This window comes from Lactobacillus ultunensis DSM 16047 (assembly GCF_001436305.1).
In the GTDB taxonomy this organism is placed as follows: Bacteria; Bacillota; Bacilli; order Lactobacillales; family Lactobacillaceae; genus Lactobacillus; species Lactobacillus ultunensis.
Genome location: NZ_AZFO01000006.1, coordinates 40,863 through 57,427, shown reverse-complemented (window position 1 = coordinate 57,427; position 16,565 = coordinate 40,863). Strand labels below are relative to the sequence as shown.

23 protein-coding genes are annotated in these 16,565 nt (G+C 36.1%); 22 read left to right on the top strand and 1 reads right to left on the bottom strand.

Annotated elements, in window-relative coordinates; all coding sequences use genetic code 11:
• Window positions 1–10 precede the first annotated feature (10 nt).
• From FC57_RS11215 to FC57_RS03040, 22 genes are all read left to right on the top strand, one after another.
• Window positions 11–1,309 carry a GHKL domain-containing protein gene (locus FC57_RS11215; RefSeq protein ID WP_007126043.1) on the top strand — a complete coding sequence of 433 codons (1,299 nt, stop codon included), beginning with the start codon at window positions 11–13 and terminating at the stop codon, window positions 1,307–1,309.
• Window positions 1,302–2,105: a LytR/AlgR family response regulator transcription factor gene (locus FC57_RS03140; protein WP_007126044.1), complete on the top strand. Its 804-nt coding sequence runs from the start codon at window positions 1,302–1,304 to the stop codon at window positions 2,103–2,105. Before FC57_RS11215 ends, FC57_RS03140 begins: the two co-directional genes overlap by 8 nt.
• Before the next feature lie 120 nt (window positions 2,106–2,225).
• Window positions 2,226–2,441, top strand: a complete 216-nt coding sequence (locus tag FC57_RS03135; protein ID WP_007126045.1) for a hypothetical protein — start codon at window positions 2,226–2,228, stop codon at window positions 2,439–2,441.
• 18 nt (window positions 2,442–2,459) lie between these two features.
• Window positions 2,460–2,663, top strand: a complete 204-nt coding sequence (locus tag FC57_RS03130) for a hypothetical protein (RefSeq protein ID WP_040529646.1) — start codon at window positions 2,460–2,462, stop codon at window positions 2,661–2,663.
• A 29-nt stretch (window positions 2,664–2,692) separates the two neighbouring features.
• Complete coding sequence (locus FC57_RS03125) at window positions 2,693–2,914, top strand: hypothetical protein (RefSeq protein ID WP_007126047.1); 222 nt, start codon at window positions 2,693–2,695, stop codon at window positions 2,912–2,914.
• 168 nt (window positions 2,915–3,082) lie between these two features.
• The gene (locus FC57_RS03120; RefSeq protein ID WP_040529544.1) at window positions 3,083–3,628 is read left to right on the top strand and encodes a DUF2975 domain-containing protein; all 546 of its coding nucleotides are present in this window, start codon (window positions 3,083–3,085) and stop codon (window positions 3,626–3,628) included.
• Between the two features lie 14 nt (window positions 3,629–3,642).
• A complete protein-coding gene (locus FC57_RS03115) occupies window positions 3,643–3,852 on the top strand; it encodes a helix-turn-helix domain-containing protein (protein WP_007126049.1) in 210 nt (69 codons plus the stop codon).
• 48 nt (window positions 3,853–3,900) lie between these two features.
• The gene (locus FC57_RS03110) at window positions 3,901–4,284 is read left to right on the top strand and encodes a hypothetical protein (protein WP_040529546.1); all 384 of its coding nucleotides are present in this window, start codon (window positions 3,901–3,903) and stop codon (window positions 4,282–4,284) included.
• Between the two features lie 348 nt (window positions 4,285–4,632).
• Window positions 4,633–4,827 carry a hypothetical protein gene (locus tag FC57_RS03105; RefSeq protein WP_040529548.1) on the top strand — a complete coding sequence of 65 codons (195 nt, stop codon included), beginning with the start codon at window positions 4,633–4,635 and terminating at the stop codon, window positions 4,825–4,827.
• Window positions 4,828–4,850: 23 nt separating this feature from the next.
• Window positions 4,851–5,747, top strand: a complete 897-nt coding sequence (locus tag FC57_RS03100; RefSeq protein ID WP_007126052.1) for an ABC transporter ATP-binding protein — start codon at window positions 4,851–4,853, stop codon at window positions 5,745–5,747.
• Window positions 5,740–6,954 (top strand): ABC transporter permease, encoded by a 1,215-nt coding sequence (locus FC57_RS03095; RefSeq protein ID WP_007126053.1) that lies wholly within the window; start codon window positions 5,740–5,742, stop codon window positions 6,952–6,954. The genes FC57_RS03100 and FC57_RS03095 overlap by 8 nt, the downstream gene beginning before the upstream one ends.
• 43 nt (window positions 6,955–6,997) lie before the next feature.
• On the top strand, window positions 6,998–7,405 hold the full coding sequence (locus FC57_RS03090; RefSeq protein WP_007126054.1) for a hypothetical protein: 408 nt from the start codon (window positions 6,998–7,000) through the stop codon (window positions 7,403–7,405).
• A gap of 1 nt (window position 7,406) precedes the next feature.
• Window positions 7,407–7,661 carry a hypothetical protein gene (locus tag FC57_RS03085; protein ID WP_007126055.1) on the top strand — a complete coding sequence of 85 codons (255 nt, stop codon included), beginning with the start codon at window positions 7,407–7,409 and terminating at the stop codon, window positions 7,659–7,661.
• 9 nt (window positions 7,662–7,670) lie between these two features.
• Complete coding sequence (locus tag FC57_RS03080; RefSeq protein ID WP_007126056.1) at window positions 7,671–7,892, top strand: hypothetical protein; 222 nt, start codon at window positions 7,671–7,673, stop codon at window positions 7,890–7,892.
• Between the two features lie 90 nt (window positions 7,893–7,982).
• Window positions 7,983–9,059: a Fic family protein gene (locus tag FC57_RS03075; RefSeq protein WP_007126057.1), complete on the top strand. Its 1,077-nt coding sequence runs from the start codon at window positions 7,983–7,985 to the stop codon at window positions 9,057–9,059.
• Window positions 9,060–9,265: 206 nt separating this feature from the next.
• Window positions 9,266–10,021, top strand: a complete 756-nt coding sequence (locus tag FC57_RS03070; protein WP_007126058.1) for a DeoR/GlpR family DNA-binding transcription regulator — start codon at window positions 9,266–9,268, stop codon at window positions 10,019–10,021.
• Entirely contained in the window at window positions 10,021–10,935 is a 915-nt protein-coding gene (gene pfkB / locus FC57_RS03065) for a 1-phosphofructokinase (protein WP_007126059.1), read from the top strand. Before FC57_RS03070 ends, pfkB begins: the two co-directional genes overlap by 1 nt.
• Before the next feature lie 20 nt (window positions 10,936–10,955).
• The gene (locus tag FC57_RS03060) at window positions 10,956–12,953 is read left to right on the top strand and encodes a PTS fructose transporter subunit IIABC (protein WP_007126060.1); all 1,998 of its coding nucleotides are present in this window, start codon (window positions 10,956–10,958) and stop codon (window positions 12,951–12,953) included.
• 202 nt (window positions 12,954–13,155) lie between these two features.
• Window positions 13,156–13,434, top strand: a complete 279-nt coding sequence (locus tag FC57_RS03055) for an ArsR/SmtB family transcription factor (protein WP_040529549.1) — start codon at window positions 13,156–13,158, stop codon at window positions 13,432–13,434.
• Window positions 13,435–13,702: 268 nt separating this feature from the next.
• Window positions 13,703–14,587 carry a metal ABC transporter solute-binding protein, Zn/Mn family gene (locus FC57_RS03050; RefSeq protein WP_007126062.1) on the top strand — a complete coding sequence of 295 codons (885 nt, stop codon included), beginning with the start codon at window positions 13,703–13,705 and terminating at the stop codon, window positions 14,585–14,587.
• 39 nt (window positions 14,588–14,626) lie between these two features.
• Window positions 14,627–15,274: a metal ABC transporter ATP-binding protein gene (locus FC57_RS03045; protein WP_040529551.1), complete on the top strand. Its 648-nt coding sequence runs from the start codon at window positions 14,627–14,629 to the stop codon at window positions 15,272–15,274.
• Window positions 15,274–16,068, top strand: a complete 795-nt coding sequence (locus FC57_RS03040; RefSeq protein WP_007126064.1) for a metal ABC transporter permease — start codon at window positions 15,274–15,276, stop codon at window positions 16,066–16,068. Before FC57_RS03045 ends, FC57_RS03040 begins: the two co-directional genes overlap by 1 nt.
• 55 nt (window positions 16,069–16,123) lie before the next feature.
• Here the strand turns inward: FC57_RS03040 and FC57_RS03035 are convergent, their stop codons facing one another.
• On the bottom strand, window positions 16,124–16,489 hold the full coding sequence (locus tag FC57_RS03035; RefSeq protein ID WP_007126065.1) for a pyridoxamine 5'-phosphate oxidase family protein: 366 nt from the start codon (window positions 16,487–16,489) through the stop codon (window positions 16,124–16,126).
• Between the last annotated feature and the right edge of the window lie 76 nt (window positions 16,490–16,565).

Sequence of the window (16,565 nt, the reverse complement as noted above, 5' to 3'; positions counted from 1 at the left end):
AATCTTTTCAATGATTCTAGATTATGTGTTCTTTTTTAGAATTACAGGATTAACAGTTGGAAATAGGTTGAATTATCTTTGGCTATTTTTAATTATAGTGATTGGAATATGTGTAAATGGATATGGATATAAGGGAGATCTATTTTTTGATTTTATAGAAATATTTATTTTTTACTTGATGTATAAGAAACTGACTGATAGATATTTAATCTTAGGCTCTTTTACAATTATCTTTAATGTAGATATTATTCTTGATATAATACGTACTATTTTACTGGGAATTATAATTGACTCTACAAGTAAAAATATGATGTTAAATTTAAATTTTTTACTTGCTATACTCAGTTGTTTAATTATTATATTTATCATAAAAAAGTATAGTTATAAGATAAAACTACAATTATCAGGAGATAATAAACAAATATTTTTATGGCTAAGTTGCTATTTGTTCTTAGTTAATATTATTATCTGTTTGGTTTATACCGAAACTAAGCATGTGCCATCAGTTACTGTATTCTTTATTACTTTTCTTATCATACAGGCTATTTTTGCACTTGGAATATATCGTTTAATTCAAAAGGAACAAAGGCAATTAATAAAAAAGAAGGATCAAGAAAAACTAAAACAAAATCAACGCCATCTTGAAGAATATGCCACTTATTTAGAGAAAAGCGAAGATGATCTTCGAGCATTTCGTCACGATTATCGCAATATTTTGAATTCTTTAAAGATAAGCGCTCAAGAGGGTGACGTTCAAGAAGTAATTCAAAAGCTTGATAAATATACTGAAACCAATCTGAATTCTGAAGCACTGCTTAAGTATAAGGATGTGAATCATCTTTATGTTAAATCAATCAAAAGCATTATTATTGCCAAGTTAACAGAGATCTATAACTTGAAGATACCTTATAACTTTGAGTGCAGAAACAAAATCAGAAAGCTGCCTGATCATATTGATGAATTAGATCTCGTACGTATTATTGGTATTACTTTTGACAACGCGATTGAAGAGAGCAAGGCTCTGCTTGCTAAAGATAAAAAAGCTGAGATTCAATCAATGATTTATCTTGATAATTTAGGTGAATTCGAATACGAAATCAGAAATAAAGTTCAAGATAAAAATATCTCAACTAATCAGATTCAAGAGCGTGGTTTTACAACCAAAAAAGATCATAACGGTTTAGGTTTAGCCAATATAAAGGAAATCGAGAACAAGTATCCTGATATGTCTATTTCTTACATGGTTCAGGATGGCTGGTTTGATTTTTATATGGTGATTGAAACTGAGGACGGTGAAGAAGATGACTAATTTTCCCATTATTGTTTGTGATGATGATCAAGATCTGGCAAATCAACTAGCTCAGAACATTAATGTATCTATTCAAAATCTGGCCGATGACAATCCCAGTTATGGCAAGTTGGATGAAAAAGTAACTTTTGTCGCAAATGATTTTGCTCAGACTGTAGGATATATTGTGGCAAATGACATTAAAAATGGTATTTATTTCTTGGATATTGAATTGAGCAGAGAATCTAAGGCGAAGAACGGTGTAGACTTGGCTGAATTCGTGAAGAAGCAAGATGAGAATGCTCAGATTATCTTTGTAACGGCGTACGATAAGTATGCTCCGTTAACGTATCGCCGTCATATCGGTGCGATTGATTACATTAGCAAGTCTTTATCACAGATGGAGACAATACATCGTTTGGAGGAGACGCTACGTAACGCGTTTGATAACTTGTCCAGTGTTGGTCGTTATGGTAAGCACGATTTCACATACAAGATGGGTCGTCGCGGCTTTAAGGTGAGTGAAAACGAAGTAGTTTTCATCGAGAATAGCATTACCCAACATAAGGTGCATATGGTTACCGAACATGGTGAGACTGAATTCAGAGGCGCGCTTAATCAGATTGAAACTAAAGCACCGTTTTTGATTCGGGTATCGCAATCTTACTTGATTAATCCGGAGAGAGTTAGCTCAATTAATCCCCGTACTCAAACGATTACTTTTGATAATGATATGTCGATTATCTATTCCCGTAGGTATAAGAAGATCGTGCAAGAAAAGATTATAGATAAATTTGAAGATATAAGTATTGATTAAACGAATTACCAAATTGGTCCGAAAAGTGACCGATTTGGTATTTTTTATTTTTCGTTAGGAAAATTTAGGTAAAATCTGAAGTAGATAGATATTTAGATAAGAAATGTTGAGGTGTGAAAAATGAAGAATAAAATTTTAACTAAGAGTCAAGTTAGAAACAGAAGTATTGTCGCCGGTATTTTGGCTCTGTTAATAGGACTGGTATGGGACTATTTTCAATACAAAACATTAAGCTTTGGAACAGTAATTTGGAATATAGTTGAAAGTATAGCTTTTGTTATCTTTATGAATATCTTTATGAATAATTATTATAAGAAAAAAAGTGAAAAACAATAATTAATGTTGGTGATTATTATGTTGGAAAAAGCTAAAAGACACTTTGTTGGTGCTGTGATTTTTTCTGTTATTGCACTAATTGTTGCGATTTTTAGTATTGCTGGCAATTGGGCAGTTTGGAAATTATGTGCTGTTGCTGCTATTTTGTCGATCTGGGTAGGTTATACAGGTATCAGATATTTTAGGATGAAAAAGGATGTCAATCTAAAAACTAAAGTTTAATTAGATTAAGGGATGCCGAGGTGTGAAAAATGAAAAACATAATCAAACGGGGTGAAGCCAAGACTTCGAAGCAATGGATAATCTGCATAACTTGGGTTAGTCTGCTAGTAGCCAGCGAACTATATGATTGTTTTGATCGCTATGTGATCAATGTTGATAGTTTTATTTTGCAAACTGTCGTTACATTGCTATTAACGTATGTCTTTGTGTTTGCTTTCTTTTACATTAAAGGAAAGAAAAATCGAAGCTAAGAAATAAAGAATACCGAATTAGTTAAAAAATACTGATTCGGTATTTTTAATCTCTAAAATTATTATCAAAGAATATTTTATTTCTGTATTGCAATTATAAATTATCGTAATACAATAATTTATAAAAAGAAGATGAAAGAGATAACCTACTTTTTGGGAGATAGAAGAATGAGAAAGTTTATTTTGAATTTGTTAACAGTGCTCGCCTGGATTTATCAAATAGTTTGCGTATTAGGTTTAATTATCTTTGTCCCCGTCTTTGTAATGATGTTTTTTATTAAATCTAATCCAGACTTTCGAGAAGGTTTTATGAGTACATTTAACACTCACGGAGCATCATCCATTGATCAAATAATTTTAGTTATGGAAATTACGTTTTTTTTGTTAATAGTAGTAACAATTACTACGTTCCTGATATGTTGCTATGCGCGTTTGATTATCAAGAACATCAAGCGTGAGATCTACTTCGCAGCCGATAACCTGCAACTATTACGTAAATTATTGATCACCGTTGGTGTTTATACAGTATGTTCAGTGATTGAATATGTACTGCTGCTAACTCATCGCACATGTTTTTCAACTTATACGACTAACGATATGATCTACCCAGGCAGCATTACGAATGGCTTGCTTTTCTTAGCTGTTTTCTACGTAGTCTACTTGGTGTTCAAGTACGGAATGAAAATTCAGGAAGATGCAGACTCCATTATTTAGAAAGAAAGATGTAGATGATTGAGGTAACGTTAGATTTCATGCTTTTGAAGCGCAAAATGTCTTCTAAAGAATTAGCGGAAAAGGTGGGTATCACGCCAGCTAATCTCTCAATTCTGAAAACAGGTAAGGCGCATGGTGTCAGATTTGATACGTTAAGTAAAATTTGTGAAGTTTTAGATTGTCAGCCAGGGGACTTGTTGGTTTACAAAGAAGATAAGAAATAAAAATTTCTCGGGAAATGATCGCTAAATAGAAGAATGGAGGGGCGGATCATGGATGATAAGAAATTTGCACGTGATAATAAAAAGATATTTATTGGTATGGGAGTAGGCATCATTATAGGTATTCTAGCCTCAGTGATTCCAGCTCTGATCAAGACTTCAGGTTCACTTCCATTTCTACGAATTCTAATGTTAGTAATTTTAGGTGCACTGATAGGATCAATAATAGGTGGTACAGTTGTCGCTGTTTTAGTTGCTACTGAGGATAAGGATAAAGCCGCTATGAAGAAAAGGCTTATTTACTTATTCATTGCAGTCGTAATTATATTGATTATTTACGGAACACTAACTTATGTAGGATATTCTAAAATTGCATCAATTGTTAGTTGGTTAGGATTAATTATTGCAGCGATATTTATCCAAAAAATTAAGTAGCTACTTAAGCAAAAATGGGTGATAAAAATGATAACTGGTAAACGTATTTTTAACGTAGTATATGTTTTAAATTTGCTCTTTCAAATTATCTTTGTAGGTTATCGATTATTTCAACATCTCCCTATTGAATCTAATTATTTGATAATAGCGTGTTCTAGTATTGTTGCAACAACATTGATATTTTTGATAGTGAATAAATAGAAATAAAATTTACTCCTTACCAAATAAGTCCAAAAATTGACGGAATTGGACGTTTTCGGTTATTGCCGAGTTGGCTCTGATAATATAAAAATTGAAAGATAGTGTAGGAGTTTGCCTGGAGAATGGTCGCTGGATGGAGGACTAAAAATGTTGTACTTAATTTATATTTTGATTGGCGTGTTAATCATTTTAGCAGCTAATTACGCTATCACTGCATTTCTGGCTATTCATGATTGGTTAGAGAATAGGGAAAAAGACCAGTTGAGTTTCGGGGATGCTTTTAAGAAATATTTTGCGAAGAATAATAATATTCCAACTAAATTTTCGGATTTGTTTAATTAGATAGAAAAGTTGAGGGAAAACTCATGTTAAAAATTGAGCACTTGAACAAAAGCTTTGGCTCAACTCAGGTTTTGTTTGATGTCAGCTTCAACGTACCAAATGGACGTATTTTAGGGCTGGTTGGTAAAAACGGGTCAGGTAAGTCGACGATCTTTCATAGTATTTTGAAATTCGTTGATTATGACGGTCAGATTAGTATTGAAGGTCATTCTTTCAGCACAAAGGATTATGACAATATCGGCTATTTGCCTGAAGAGCGAAGCTTAATGCCTAAATTAACGATTGAAGATCAAGTAGTCTTTTTGGCCAGTCTTAAAGGGATGCCAGCCAAAAAGGTAAAAGAAGAGTTGCCTAATTGGTTATCGCGTTTAGCCGTTAAAGGGATTCCGATGGATAAGATTAAGTCTTTATCTAAAGGTAACCAACAAAAGGTACAAATGATCGCAACTTTAATTCATCAACCAAAATTGATTATTTTAGATGAACCTTTTAGTGGACTAGATCCGGTTAATGTTGATCTAATGAAGCAGTTAATTTTAGAAGAAAAAAGATTGGGTGCTACAATAATCTTTTCTGATCATGATATGCGCAACGTGGAAGAACTATGTGATGATGTTGTAATGATTAATGATGGTCATATTGTCTTAAATGGCCCAGTGAATGATATTAAGAATAGTTTTGGCTTAACTCGTGTTTTTGTCAGAACTGATAAAAGCGTTACTGAATTATCATCCTTGCCAGGTGTAAAAGATGTGATTTTGCAAAATAATGGGACTAAGTTGCTTGTTCTTGAGGATGAAAAATATGGTAAGGATATTTTCGATCAACTTTCAGCCGGTCAATATATTCAAACATTTGACCAGGAACCACCAACTTTAGACGAAATATTCAAGATGAAAGCAGGTGTGCGCTATGAATAAGGTCTGGCTTGTAGCAAAGGAAACCTACCGTAGAGAAGTGAAAACTTGGTCATATTTATTTATGATTTTGGCACCATTCCTCTTCATTTTCTTGTCGTTTATAATCGGCATGGCATCAGCTAATAGTGGTGATGATAACTATATTGGGGTAGTTACTTCTAATCCCGCTTTGAAGCAAGCAATTAAAAAATCAGAAGACTTCGATAACTATAAGACTGAAGCTAAGGCTAAAAAAGCATATAAAGATGAGGATATTGATGGTTATGTCTTAATTGAACAAAAGAATAATCAATTATCTGCAACTTACTATAGCGATGAAAAGATGGACAGTGATCTGAAATCAGAACTATTAACGAACTTAAATGCCGCTCAGCAACAATTGAATTTAAGCAAGGCAAAGCTAACGATGAAACAGAGCCAGGCTTTAGCGACGAGGGCACAGTTTAAGCAAAGGGTTGAGCACGTCGATAAGAAGAGCTTTGATAACGATCCTGTTAAGCAGATTTCCTTCTGGGTTTTGCTTATTATTTTGTATATGCTAGTGATTACTTACACACAAGTAACAGCACAAGATATTGCTACCGAGAAGGGTACCAAGATAATGGAAGTAATCTTTTCGAGCATGCCAGGTGGTGATTATTTTACTGGTAAAATTTTAGGTATTTTTGGTGAAATTATTACCCAGGTACTAATTTATGTTGCTGGATTTGTGGCAGTTTATTGCGCAGCCCCATACATTGATGGCTTTAACGATTTATTTGAAAAGTATAAGCCAATGATTGATCAGGCGATTGGCAATTTAGCCTCTTGGGGACTACTATTTACGATAATCGGCTTAGTATTATTCATTATCTTTGCAGCATTCTGTGGAGCTTTAGTTGCTAAAAGCGAGAATGCCAACAAAGCCGTTACACCGTTGAGTACATTGATGATAATCGGATTTCTATTTTCGATTAATATGCAATCAGGTGGCGATACAATATTTGAAAAAGTCTTCTCATATATTCCATTCTTATCATCATTTGTTATGCCAGCTAGAGTGATTATAGGTGACGCGACTAATTTAGAGGCCGCTATTTCTGCTTTGATTGCTTTAATTACTGCAGTAGTGTCCTTTATCTGGATTAGAAAAATTTATCCAAACTTGATTTTGCAAACAGATGATGTAGGTCCATGGCAGAACTTTAAACGCAGTTTGTTGAATTAAAACTGCATTATAGTCTTTCATTCGATAGAATCGAGGGATAAATATGAACAGAAGAAATTTCGTCTTAAATGACAACATTATAATTGCTAATTCATGGATATTAACCGGCATTGTGGTTATCTTTTTCTTCTTAATGCAAAGTGATCACTCCGCAAATGACCTGCTCAGTTTTAACGGCATCGTTTTCTTGATTGCACTAGTCCTGCCATTGGTGAATGCATTGCTTGTAACTTTTGATTCAAAGGTTAGAAGTTTTTATTTGAAAGAGATGAAAAATTCTTTTGGGATTTGTCAGTTTCTATATCTCATTGCAACTATAGGCATCCTTAATGATTACAACAGTTCTGCATCTGTAGTAAAAACATTGTTGGGCATAGCTGCATGGCTTGTACTGGGAATAGTAGTTTACATTTTTGGTAAGAAGCAAGAACAAAAGAAAGCTGGAAACTAAAATGCTGAAATTAAGTTATTTACCATTACTGATCTTTGTCATTGCTATTATTATGTACATCGTTTACTCCAAGCGCTTAGGTAAAGTGATGTTTCTCAATCCAACTGGATATGTGCTAATGTTAACATTTTTCTTAGTCTATTATTGGGCTGGTGGGATAATTGATATTTCTCAAAATTTCACTTGGATTCAAATCATGGTGTCTCTTTGTATTTGTGCTAATGTTCAAGACTTGTACAAAAGTTTGAAAGACTAGGATGAAGGTATGAAAAATACAATTATTTCTATACTGATGATCATCGCTTTAGTACTGGTGTTTTGTCTATTAGTTGCAATTAAGCAGACGTTTAGACATAAAACTCAAGATGGTTATCTGGTGAAGTTTGAGTATGGAAAGTGGCAGCTAAAAGTATATAGCAGTTTTGGCCAAGCATATTGGCGTTATGTAGTGTTCAACATCTTAGATGTGTTTACATTTTTTGAATAGTAAGAAAGGCTGAAGTTTTTTCAGCCTTTTTCTTCGTCATTTTTGCGGATTCTTAGTCAAATAGGGTAAAATGACTAAGAATAATTAAGAATGACCAAGAACGAAGGTGAATTTTTGAAGGAATTTGACTATCAAACTCTCAATAATCTGCAGCTTACCAATACAATAATCAACAAACTGACTACTATCTATCAGTTACGAGGGGAAACCAGTAGTTTTGAAATTGATTACCATGAAGAACTCAAAAAGCTGGTTGCTGTAGCTAAAATTCAAAGTATGGATGCCTCTAACCGAATCGAAGGTATTTACACGTCAGATTCGAGACTTAATAAGATTATGTCTGATAAGGTGGAGCCACGTGATCGGGATGAACGAGAAATCGCTGGTTATTGTGATGTCTTAAGCTTGATCCATGAAAATTATCGCTACATGCCTGTCACCAAGAACACTATCTTAAGCATGCATAATATGTTGTTCAAGTATGCAGGTGATTCGTGGGGCGGACACTTCAAGGATATTAACAGTAAGATTGTAGCCAAATATGCGGATGGTCATGAAGAAGTTAGGTTCAATCCGCCTGAAGCTTTCTTAGTCCCCGATCTGATCGAAGAACTATGTAAACAATATAATGATGCTTTTGCGCGCGGAGAAATTTCTCCATTGGTTTTATCTGCTGCATTCGTTTTTGACTTTGTTTCGATTCACCCATTTCGTGATGGGAACGGTAGAATGTCACGACTCCTGATGTTACTGACGATGTACCGCTCAGGTTTTGAAGTCGGAAAATATATCAGTTTGGAAAAGATTATCGAAGACAGCAAGTCAAGTTACTATGACGTTTTAGCTGCTAGTTCGGTGGGGTGGAATGATAACCAAGATGATTACGCACCGTTCATTAACTATTATTTGGGTGTAGTGGTGAAGGCTTATCGTGAGCTGATTGAAAGAATTGGAATTGTCCATAATCCTAAAAAGCTGAAAGCAGATAAATTGATTCTCAAAACTCTCCAGCAACAATTGAAACCATTATCTCGTTCTGAATTAGTTGAACTCATCCCCCAATATAGCCAAACTACGATTCAACGTAATCTTAAGAAGTTAAAAGATAAAGGTAAAATTGAGTCTATTGGCAAAGGTAAAAATATTAAATATATTCTTCGTCAATAATAATTATTCTTCGTCAAAACAGCCAAAATGACTAAGAATAAATTAAACTGACAAAGAAAAAGATGTCACAAATGAAGATTTGTGGCATCTTTTTTGCATATAAATGAATTTTATTGAACAATAATAAATAAAAATGACATTTTTTGAAGAAAAATGATTGATTTTGAAGAAGAAAGCGAATACAATAATTAGCGAGGTGAAAAACAATGCTGACACAAGAACGCCAAAGCTTAATTGAAGACTACGTTAATCAGCACGAATTGTGCCGCGTTAGCGAGTTATGCGACTTAACCGATACATCTGAATCAACCATTCGTCGTGACTTAATTCAGATGGAGAAGAGCGGCATCCTTAAGCGTGTGCATGGCGGTGCTCAATCAGTAAAACATTTCTCTCGTGATGTTTCCCAGAACGTCCGCTTTAGTATGAATCACGATGTGAAGATCGCAATTGCTAAATATGCGGTGCAGAACTTCGTTCACCAAGGCGACAATATTTTTATCGATGCCGGAACAACGACCTATGAAATGGTTCCATTTTTAGCCGATATTCCGCACGTGAAGATTATTACCAACGGTGTTGAAACTGCATTGTGCAGCCTGAATCACGGAATAAAAACTTTCCTTATCGGTGGCGAGGTCAAAGATGACACGCATGCCGTAATTGGTCAGACTGCTTTGGCACAGATTAAAGCGATGAATTTTTCAGCTAGTTTCGTTGGAGCTAACGGGATTGAAAAGAATGGCAACTTAACTACGCCAGATCCCGAAGAAGCTGCAGTCAAGGCAGCTGAGATTAAGCAAGCTAGACACGCTTACGTGCTAGCTGATCACACCAAGATCGGTGAACGCAACTTTGCCGTTTTTGGCAATACGCAAGACGTTGTTGTGGTAACAGACAAGATTAATTCAAGTCAAAAAGCGGCATTACCTGCCGATATCAATCTAGAGGAGGCAAAATAATGATTTATACGGTAACTGTTAACCCAGCTCTTGACTACGTTCTTCAATTAGAAAAGGTCAACCGCGGTGAAGTTAACAGAACTAACAATGATTCATTTTTAGCAGGAGGTAAAGGAATTAACGTTTCTCAAATCCTTAACCAATTAGATGTTGACAACACTGCCTGGGGCTTTGTTGGTGGCTTCACTGGTAAGGAATTGGTTCGTCAATTGAACCAAAAGAGAATCGTCAGCGATTTCGTTACTATCTCAGATAACACTCGTGTGAACGTTAAGATTCACGCAGAAAAGGAAACTGAAATCAATGCAGCTGGCCCTGCTATTACAGACCAAGAAATCACTGCATTCAAGGACCGTTTGAACGACTTGAAGAAGGGTGACATCGTTGTAATGAGCGGTTCACTTACTCCAAGTTTACCAACTGATTTCTATCAATCACTTCTTCCTACTATTAAGGAAGCAGGTGCAGAATTTGTAGTTGATACTACTGGTCAAGCCCTTCTTGATACTTTGGAATACAAGCCATTGGTTATCAAACCTAACCACCACGAATTGGCAGACCTCTTCGGTGTAACCTTTGATTCAAGCGATGTAATGCTTGAATACGCACAAAAGTTGCTTGATAAGGGTGCTCAAAACGTAATGGTTTCAATGGCTGGTGAAGGTGGCTTCTTACTTACTCAAGACCACGTTTACCATGCTAAGGGTGCCGTTGGTACTGCTGTTAACTCAGTTGGTGCCGGTGACTCAATGATCGCTGGTTTCGTTGGTACTTACTACAAGACCCAAGATCCAAAGGAAGGATTCAGAATTGGTATGGCCTGTGGTGCTGCTACTGCCTTCACTAAGGATATTGCGGTTAAGAGCCAAATCGATGCAGTATTACCACAAATTAAGGTTGAACAAATTTCTTAATTTTATGAGGGGAAAAAGATATGAGAATTAAGGACATTTTAAGCCCTGAATCCATGATTATGGACCTCAAGGCGAAGAACAAAGAAGATGCCATTAAAGAAATGGCTGACCTTGAAGTTGCAACCGATATCGTTAATGACGAAGATGCATTTATCAAGTCCATCTGGGACCGTGAAAATGAATCCACTACTGGTATCGGTGGCGGAATTGCGATGCCTCACGCACGTAACAAGTCCATCAACAAGGCCCGTGTGTTATTTGCTAAGAGTAAAGACGGTATTGACTACAACTCACTTGATGGTCAACCAGTTCACTTATTCTTCATGATTACTGCACCAGCTGGTGCTGATAATACTCACCTTCAAGCTTTAGCTAAACTTTCAGGTTTATTAATTGACCCAGACTTAGTTGAAAAGTTAAAGGCTACTAAGACTCCTGAAGAAGTTATCGATCTTTTCGAAAAGGCCGAAGCTAAGAAGGATGAAGAAGACAAGAAGGCAGCTGAAGCTAAGAAGGCTAAGGAAGCTGCTAAGGCACAAGGCAACGCTGAAGAAGACAACAAGCCTTTGATCGTTGGTGTTACTGCATGTATCAACGGTATTGCCCACACTTACATGGCTCAAGAAGCTTTGATTAAGGAAGGTAAGAAGCGCGGCATCGAAGTAAGAATCGAAACCAACGGTTCAGAAGGTGTTAAGGATAAGTTAACTCCTGATGAAATCAAGCGTGCTAAAGGTGTCATCATTGCTTCTGATAAGAAAGTTGACATGCCACGTTTTGACGGCAAGCCTTTAGTCAACCGTCCAGTTGTTGATGGTATCAACAAGCCAGGCGAATTGATTGATGACATTATGGATAACAAGGCTGACGTTTACCACGCAAGTGCTGCTGATAAGTCAGAAGAAGCTTCAAGCACAGAAAAGCCAGGCGTATGGGCAAGCATCTACAAGAACTTAATGAACGGTATTAGTCATATGCTTCCATTCGTTATTGGTGGTGGTATCCTGATGGCTATTTCCTTCATCGTAGAAAACTACGGTGGTGGTGCTAAATCTCCAGCATTTATCTTCTTGAACAACGCTGGTAACTTGGCCTTTGCCTTCATGGTTCCAGTACTTGCTGCTTACATTGCTGAATCAATCGGTGATTTGCCAGCCTTGATGCCAGGTTTCGTTGGTGGTTACATGGCTTCAATCGTTAACGGTCAATTCCAAGTTAACGTTCAAGCTCACGCAACTTCACCAGCCGGCTTCTTAGGTGGTATTGCTGCAGGTTTCATTGCAGGTTACTTAATGGTTGGTTTGAAGAAAGCATTTGCTAACTTGCCTCACTCAGTTGAAGGTATGAAGCCAATGCTGTTCTACCCAATTTTGGGATTGCTCTTCATTGCAGCAATTATGTTCTACATCATTAACCCAATCTTCAGTGGAATCAACTTCGCAATTACTCACTTCCTGAATGGTATGGGTACTGGTAACTTAGTACTTCTTACTACTATCTTGGCAGGTATGATGTCTATCGATATGGGTGGTCCTTTCAACAAAGCCGCTTATGTCTTCGCTTCAGGTGCTTTTGCTAACGATCCACACTCAGCTACAGCTGCTATCTTAATGGCTGCCGTAATGGTTGGTGGTATGGTTCCTCCATTTGCTACTGCTATTGGTACTGCATTCTTTAAGAATAAGTACACTATGGAAGAATGTCGTGCAGGTATTTCTAACTGGGTATTAGGCTTCTCATTCATTACTGAAGGTGCAATTCCATTTGCAGCTGCTGACCCAGGTCACGTAATTCCTTCATGTATCATTGGTTCAGCTGTCGGTGGTGCTTTAGTTGGTTTGTGGCACGTTGGTGTCCCAGCTCCTCACGGTGGTCTTTGGGTATCACCACTTGCCGGTAACATCGGTGGTCCAAGCCACATCTTGTTCTACTTCTTAGCAACTGTGATTGGCTCAATTGTTGCAGCCTTGATCATGAGTTTCTGGAAGAAGAACGTTAAGGAAGACCCTAACGAATAAAAAATAATAATATTAAATAATTTAAGTTATTGTTTGTTTTTTAACAAATTGTGTAAAAAACGTATTATAATAAAGACATCTTGATGATCTCTACTTAAATCAAGATACTCTGTTATGTTTTGCGCTACCTTCGGGTAGCGTTTTTTTATGCGATAATAAAGTTTATAATTAAAGAAAACGAACATGATAGGTGGAGAGAAAATTGAACGATCAGATTATTCGAATCACGAGAGCTTTAAATCATCCAATTCGAATCCAAATACTTTATTATTTAAATGATCATCATCAAAGCAGCGTCAATAATTTAGTAAAACAATTTGATGTGAGTCAGCCTGCAATTTCGCGTCATTTGAGAATCTTAGAAGAAGCTAAATTAGTAAAAAGTGAGCGAGTTAAGCAAGAAAAATATTATAGTTTAGCCGATAGTCACATTATCAAGATACTAGATGTTTTGAAGCAACACGTTGAAGAAGGATTTTAGTTTGACAAGCTTATAAAAATATGTTTATATAATGATGTAATTCTAGAAAAAAGCATTTAAACAAAGTTCAGCAAGATTTGTTAATTTAAATATTTCTTATACTTTTTAAGTAGGATTGATAGCATCGGGTCTAAGTGACTTCGATGCTATTTGTCTTGTCTAAGTATTGTTGACATAATAATTAAACTGACATATCCTAACTTTAAGTCAGAAGATAGTTGCTGAATTTTCTGATTTAAATGCTTTTTTGTTATGGAGGAAAAATTATATGCCAAAATCTAGAATTACTAAATCGGCTATTTTTGTCGGAGTGATTGGATTGCTTATGCTGTTAGTTTCTGCATGTTCTAATCATCAGAAAGCTGATAATGATAAGCTTTCCATCGTGACAACAACTAATGTATATGCAGATATTGCTAAGAATATTGTAGGTAAATATGGGACAGCGACTGCTATTATCAAAAATAGTGCTACTGATCCGCATGACTTTGAACCTACGACTAATGATGCTAAGAAATTAGCTACCGCCAAGATTATTGTGGCTAATGGCTTAGGATACGATAGCTGGATGAATAAACTGGCTAGTTCTGTTAATAAAAAGCCCGTTTTAGTTGGCGAAGATTTAATGGGATTAAAAAAGGGCGATAATCCACATATTTGGTACAATTTAGATATGCCAACTAAGTATGTTGATTATTTAGTTAAACGTTTGTCGAAGCTTGATCATAAGCATGCAGCTTATTTTAAAGAAAATGGTCAAAAATATTTAGCTAAGGTTAATCAAATTAAGAAATTAGCAAAATCTACTGCTAAGAGCGACAAGCCTGTATTTGTAAGTGAACCTGTTTTTGATTATGCATTGGCAACTGCAGGTTATCAGATTGGTGATCGTGACTTTGAAAAGGCAATTGAAAATGGTACCGACCCTAGTCCTAAGACCATCAATAAGATGAATGATGAAATTAAGGCCAAGAAGATTGCTTTCTTCGTTAATAATACGCAAGCAAGTAGTTCAACTGTGAAGAGTTTTGTAAAGCTAGCTAAAGAGAACAATATTCCAGTATTAAATGTGCGCGAAACTATTCCTAACCACACTACTTACTTAAGTTGGATGAGAGAAAATTATCAAAATTTAGCTAACATTGATAAATAGCAGATAAATACTAATTTAGTAAGCAAAGGGGATGCTAAATTGATTTTAGATGTAAATCATCTTTCAATGAAATTTGATACTAAAACAGTTTTTCAAGACATAAGCTTTAAATTGGAAGAAGGTTCAACAACTGCTCTTCTTGGCCCAAATGGGACTGGGAAAACCACGTTGATTAGAATTCTAATGGGGATGCTGACGCCAACAACAGGAAGCTATCAGTTCGCTTCAGACGTCAAGCTGGGTTATGTGCCACAGTTCAGAAATATTGATTCAGAGTATCCACTTTCAATTCGTGCTTTTATTGAATTAAATGCGCCGCTTTTTAAAACTAAAAAGGTAAAAGATCAGGTTAACCATCAACTAAGTGAAACTCATTTGACGGAAATTCAAAATACGCGGATGGGCGAAGCTTCAGGTGGGCAAAAGCAACGTGCTTATTTAGCTCAAGCTTTGCTTGATCAGCCCAATATGATTATTTTGGATGAAGCAACGGCTAGTTTGGATCCTGTTGCTAAAGAAGAACTAATGGGCTTGATTGAGCACCTGAATAAAGAACATAAAATTACTGTCCTATTTGTTACACATGATATTCCATTAGCTAAGAAGTACATGAATAATTATCTGTACTTGAATAAGGGAACGATCAGACAGGGCAAGATGAAGGACTTTAAGGAGGATTTTGAATAATGTTTCAATATGAATTTATGCGTTATGCCTTCTTAGCAAGTACTTTTATTGCAATTACCTGTGGTGTCGTTGGTGTTTATGTTGTAGCGCGGAGCTATGCATTTTTGGCTCACACCTTGTCAGAAATTGGCTTTGCCGGTGCTGCCTTTGCGGTATTTATCGGTATAGCGCCGTTATGGGGGATGCTACTGTTCACTTTGCTTGGTTCAATTGGCGTTGGTGAGTTATCCATTCATAGTGATCAGAAGGAATCGTCGATTAGTGCTATTTCCGCTTTGTTTATTGGTTTAGGTGTATTATTCCTAGCAATTTCAGGCTCGAATAGTCGTTATGCCACTAATATTCTTTTCGGCAGTATCATCGGTGTTGACAAGCAGGGCGTAGTTCAACTAGTCGTTTTATCAGTCATTGTTTTATTGATGATTTTGCTAGTACAGAGAAATTTGAACTTTGATTCATTCGACCATATCGGTGCTGTTGCGCATGGCGTACATGCAGGATTCGTGGGTATCATCTTTTTGATTGCTTTAGCTATGTCAGTTGCAATTGGTGCTCAGATTGTCGGTTCTCTGTTGGTCTTCATTTTGCTGACATTGCCGTCCTCGACCGCCCGTTATATTGGAAGAACGATTCCAGCAATGATCGGTTGGTCAATTGCCTTTGCCTTAATCGGTGTTTGGGCAGGGCTGTATCTTGGTTTTATTACCAACTGGCCAGTAACTTTCTTCATTGCCACAATCGAAGTAGCAATCTATTTAGTTGCTTATGCTTTTCATGTGATTAAACACCGTTAAAATTAGAGCAAAAAAATTACCAGGCAGATTTGCCTGGTATTTTTAATGCCTTAAATTATTCGAAAATTTCTTCGATATCAATGTCTACTACATAAGCATTTGGTGCGCCACCTTCAGTAGCGATCTTCTTTTGGTAGTCATCATTTTCATGAATATGAGCAGTACCCTTAATGCGGACATTGGTGTGAGTAGGAACGTCTGCAACAACCACAGCTGCCTTAGAACCATTCTTAAGGTTCTCATAAGCATGAGCCTTGGTCTTTTCAAGATATTGCAAGTGACCATTATCAAGCACCTTCATTGATTGCTTAGGGCCGATTTGTGGTTCACCGTTGGCATCAACTGTAGCAAGGTATGCTAGGTGAGTCTTGAAGAATTCGATTTGTTTGTCAGTAAGTTTAGTTGAATCTAATTTTTTCATATGAGTTTCTCCTATATTAATTTGTTGTCTTAAGTATAAAAATAATTTTGACTAAAATAATTGATTTAGATCAAGA

Coding starts and splice junctions, on each gene's coding strand:
- pfkB (WP_007126059.1), top strand. CDS start 10,021: ATGATTTATACGGTAACTGTTAACCCAGCTCTTGACTACGTTCTTCAA.
- FC57_RS03040 (WP_007126064.1), top strand. CDS start 15,274: ATGTTTCAATATGAATTTATGCGTTATGCCTTCTTAGCAAGTACTTTT.
- FC57_RS03135 (WP_007126045.1), top strand. CDS start 2,226: ATGAAGAATAAAATTTTAACTAAGAGTCAAGTTAGAAACAGAAGTATT.
- FC57_RS03140 (WP_007126044.1), top strand. CDS start 1,302: ATGACTAATTTTCCCATTATTGTTTGTGATGATGATCAAGATCTGGCA.
- FC57_RS03095 (WP_007126053.1), top strand. CDS start 5,740: ATGAATAAGGTCTGGCTTGTAGCAAAGGAAACCTACCGTAGAGAAGTG.
- FC57_RS03075 (WP_007126057.1), top strand. CDS start 7,983: ATGACCAAGAACGAAGGTGAATTTTTGAAGGAATTTGACTATCAAACT.
- FC57_RS03105 (WP_040529548.1), top strand. CDS start 4,633: ATGTTGTACTTAATTTATATTTTGATTGGCGTGTTAATCATTTTAGCA.
- FC57_RS03125 (WP_007126047.1), top strand. CDS start 2,693: ATGAAAAACATAATCAAACGGGGTGAAGCCAAGACTTCGAAGCAATGG.
- FC57_RS03085 (WP_007126055.1), top strand. CDS start 7,407: ATGCTGAAATTAAGTTATTTACCATTACTGATCTTTGTCATTGCTATT.
- FC57_RS03110 (WP_040529546.1), top strand. CDS start 3,901: ATGGATGATAAGAAATTTGCACGTGATAATAAAAAGATATTTATTGGT.
- FC57_RS03090 (WP_007126054.1), top strand. CDS start 6,998: ATGAACAGAAGAAATTTCGTCTTAAATGACAACATTATAATTGCTAAT.
- FC57_RS11215 (WP_007126043.1), top strand. CDS start 11: ATGATTCTAGATTATGTGTTCTTTTTTAGAATTACAGGATTAACAGTT.
- FC57_RS03050 (WP_007126062.1), top strand. CDS start 13,703: ATGCCAAAATCTAGAATTACTAAATCGGCTATTTTTGTCGGAGTGATT.
- FC57_RS03080 (WP_007126056.1), top strand. CDS start 7,671: ATGAAAAATACAATTATTTCTATACTGATGATCATCGCTTTAGTACTG.
- FC57_RS03060 (WP_007126060.1), top strand. CDS start 10,956: ATGAGAATTAAGGACATTTTAAGCCCTGAATCCATGATTATGGACCTC.
- FC57_RS03115 (WP_007126049.1), top strand. CDS start 3,643: ATGATTGAGGTAACGTTAGATTTCATGCTTTTGAAGCGCAAAATGTCT.
- FC57_RS03130 (WP_040529646.1), top strand. CDS start 2,460: ATGTTGGAAAAAGCTAAAAGACACTTTGTTGGTGCTGTGATTTTTTCT.
- FC57_RS03035 (WP_007126065.1), bottom strand. CDS start 16,489: ATGAAAAAATTAGATTCAACTAAACTTACTGACAAACAAATCGAATTC.
- FC57_RS03070 (WP_007126058.1), top strand. CDS start 9,266: ATGCTGACACAAGAACGCCAAAGCTTAATTGAAGACTACGTTAATCAG.
- FC57_RS03100 (WP_007126052.1), top strand. CDS start 4,851: ATGTTAAAAATTGAGCACTTGAACAAAAGCTTTGGCTCAACTCAGGTT.
- FC57_RS03120 (WP_040529544.1), top strand. CDS start 3,083: ATGAGAAAGTTTATTTTGAATTTGTTAACAGTGCTCGCCTGGATTTAT.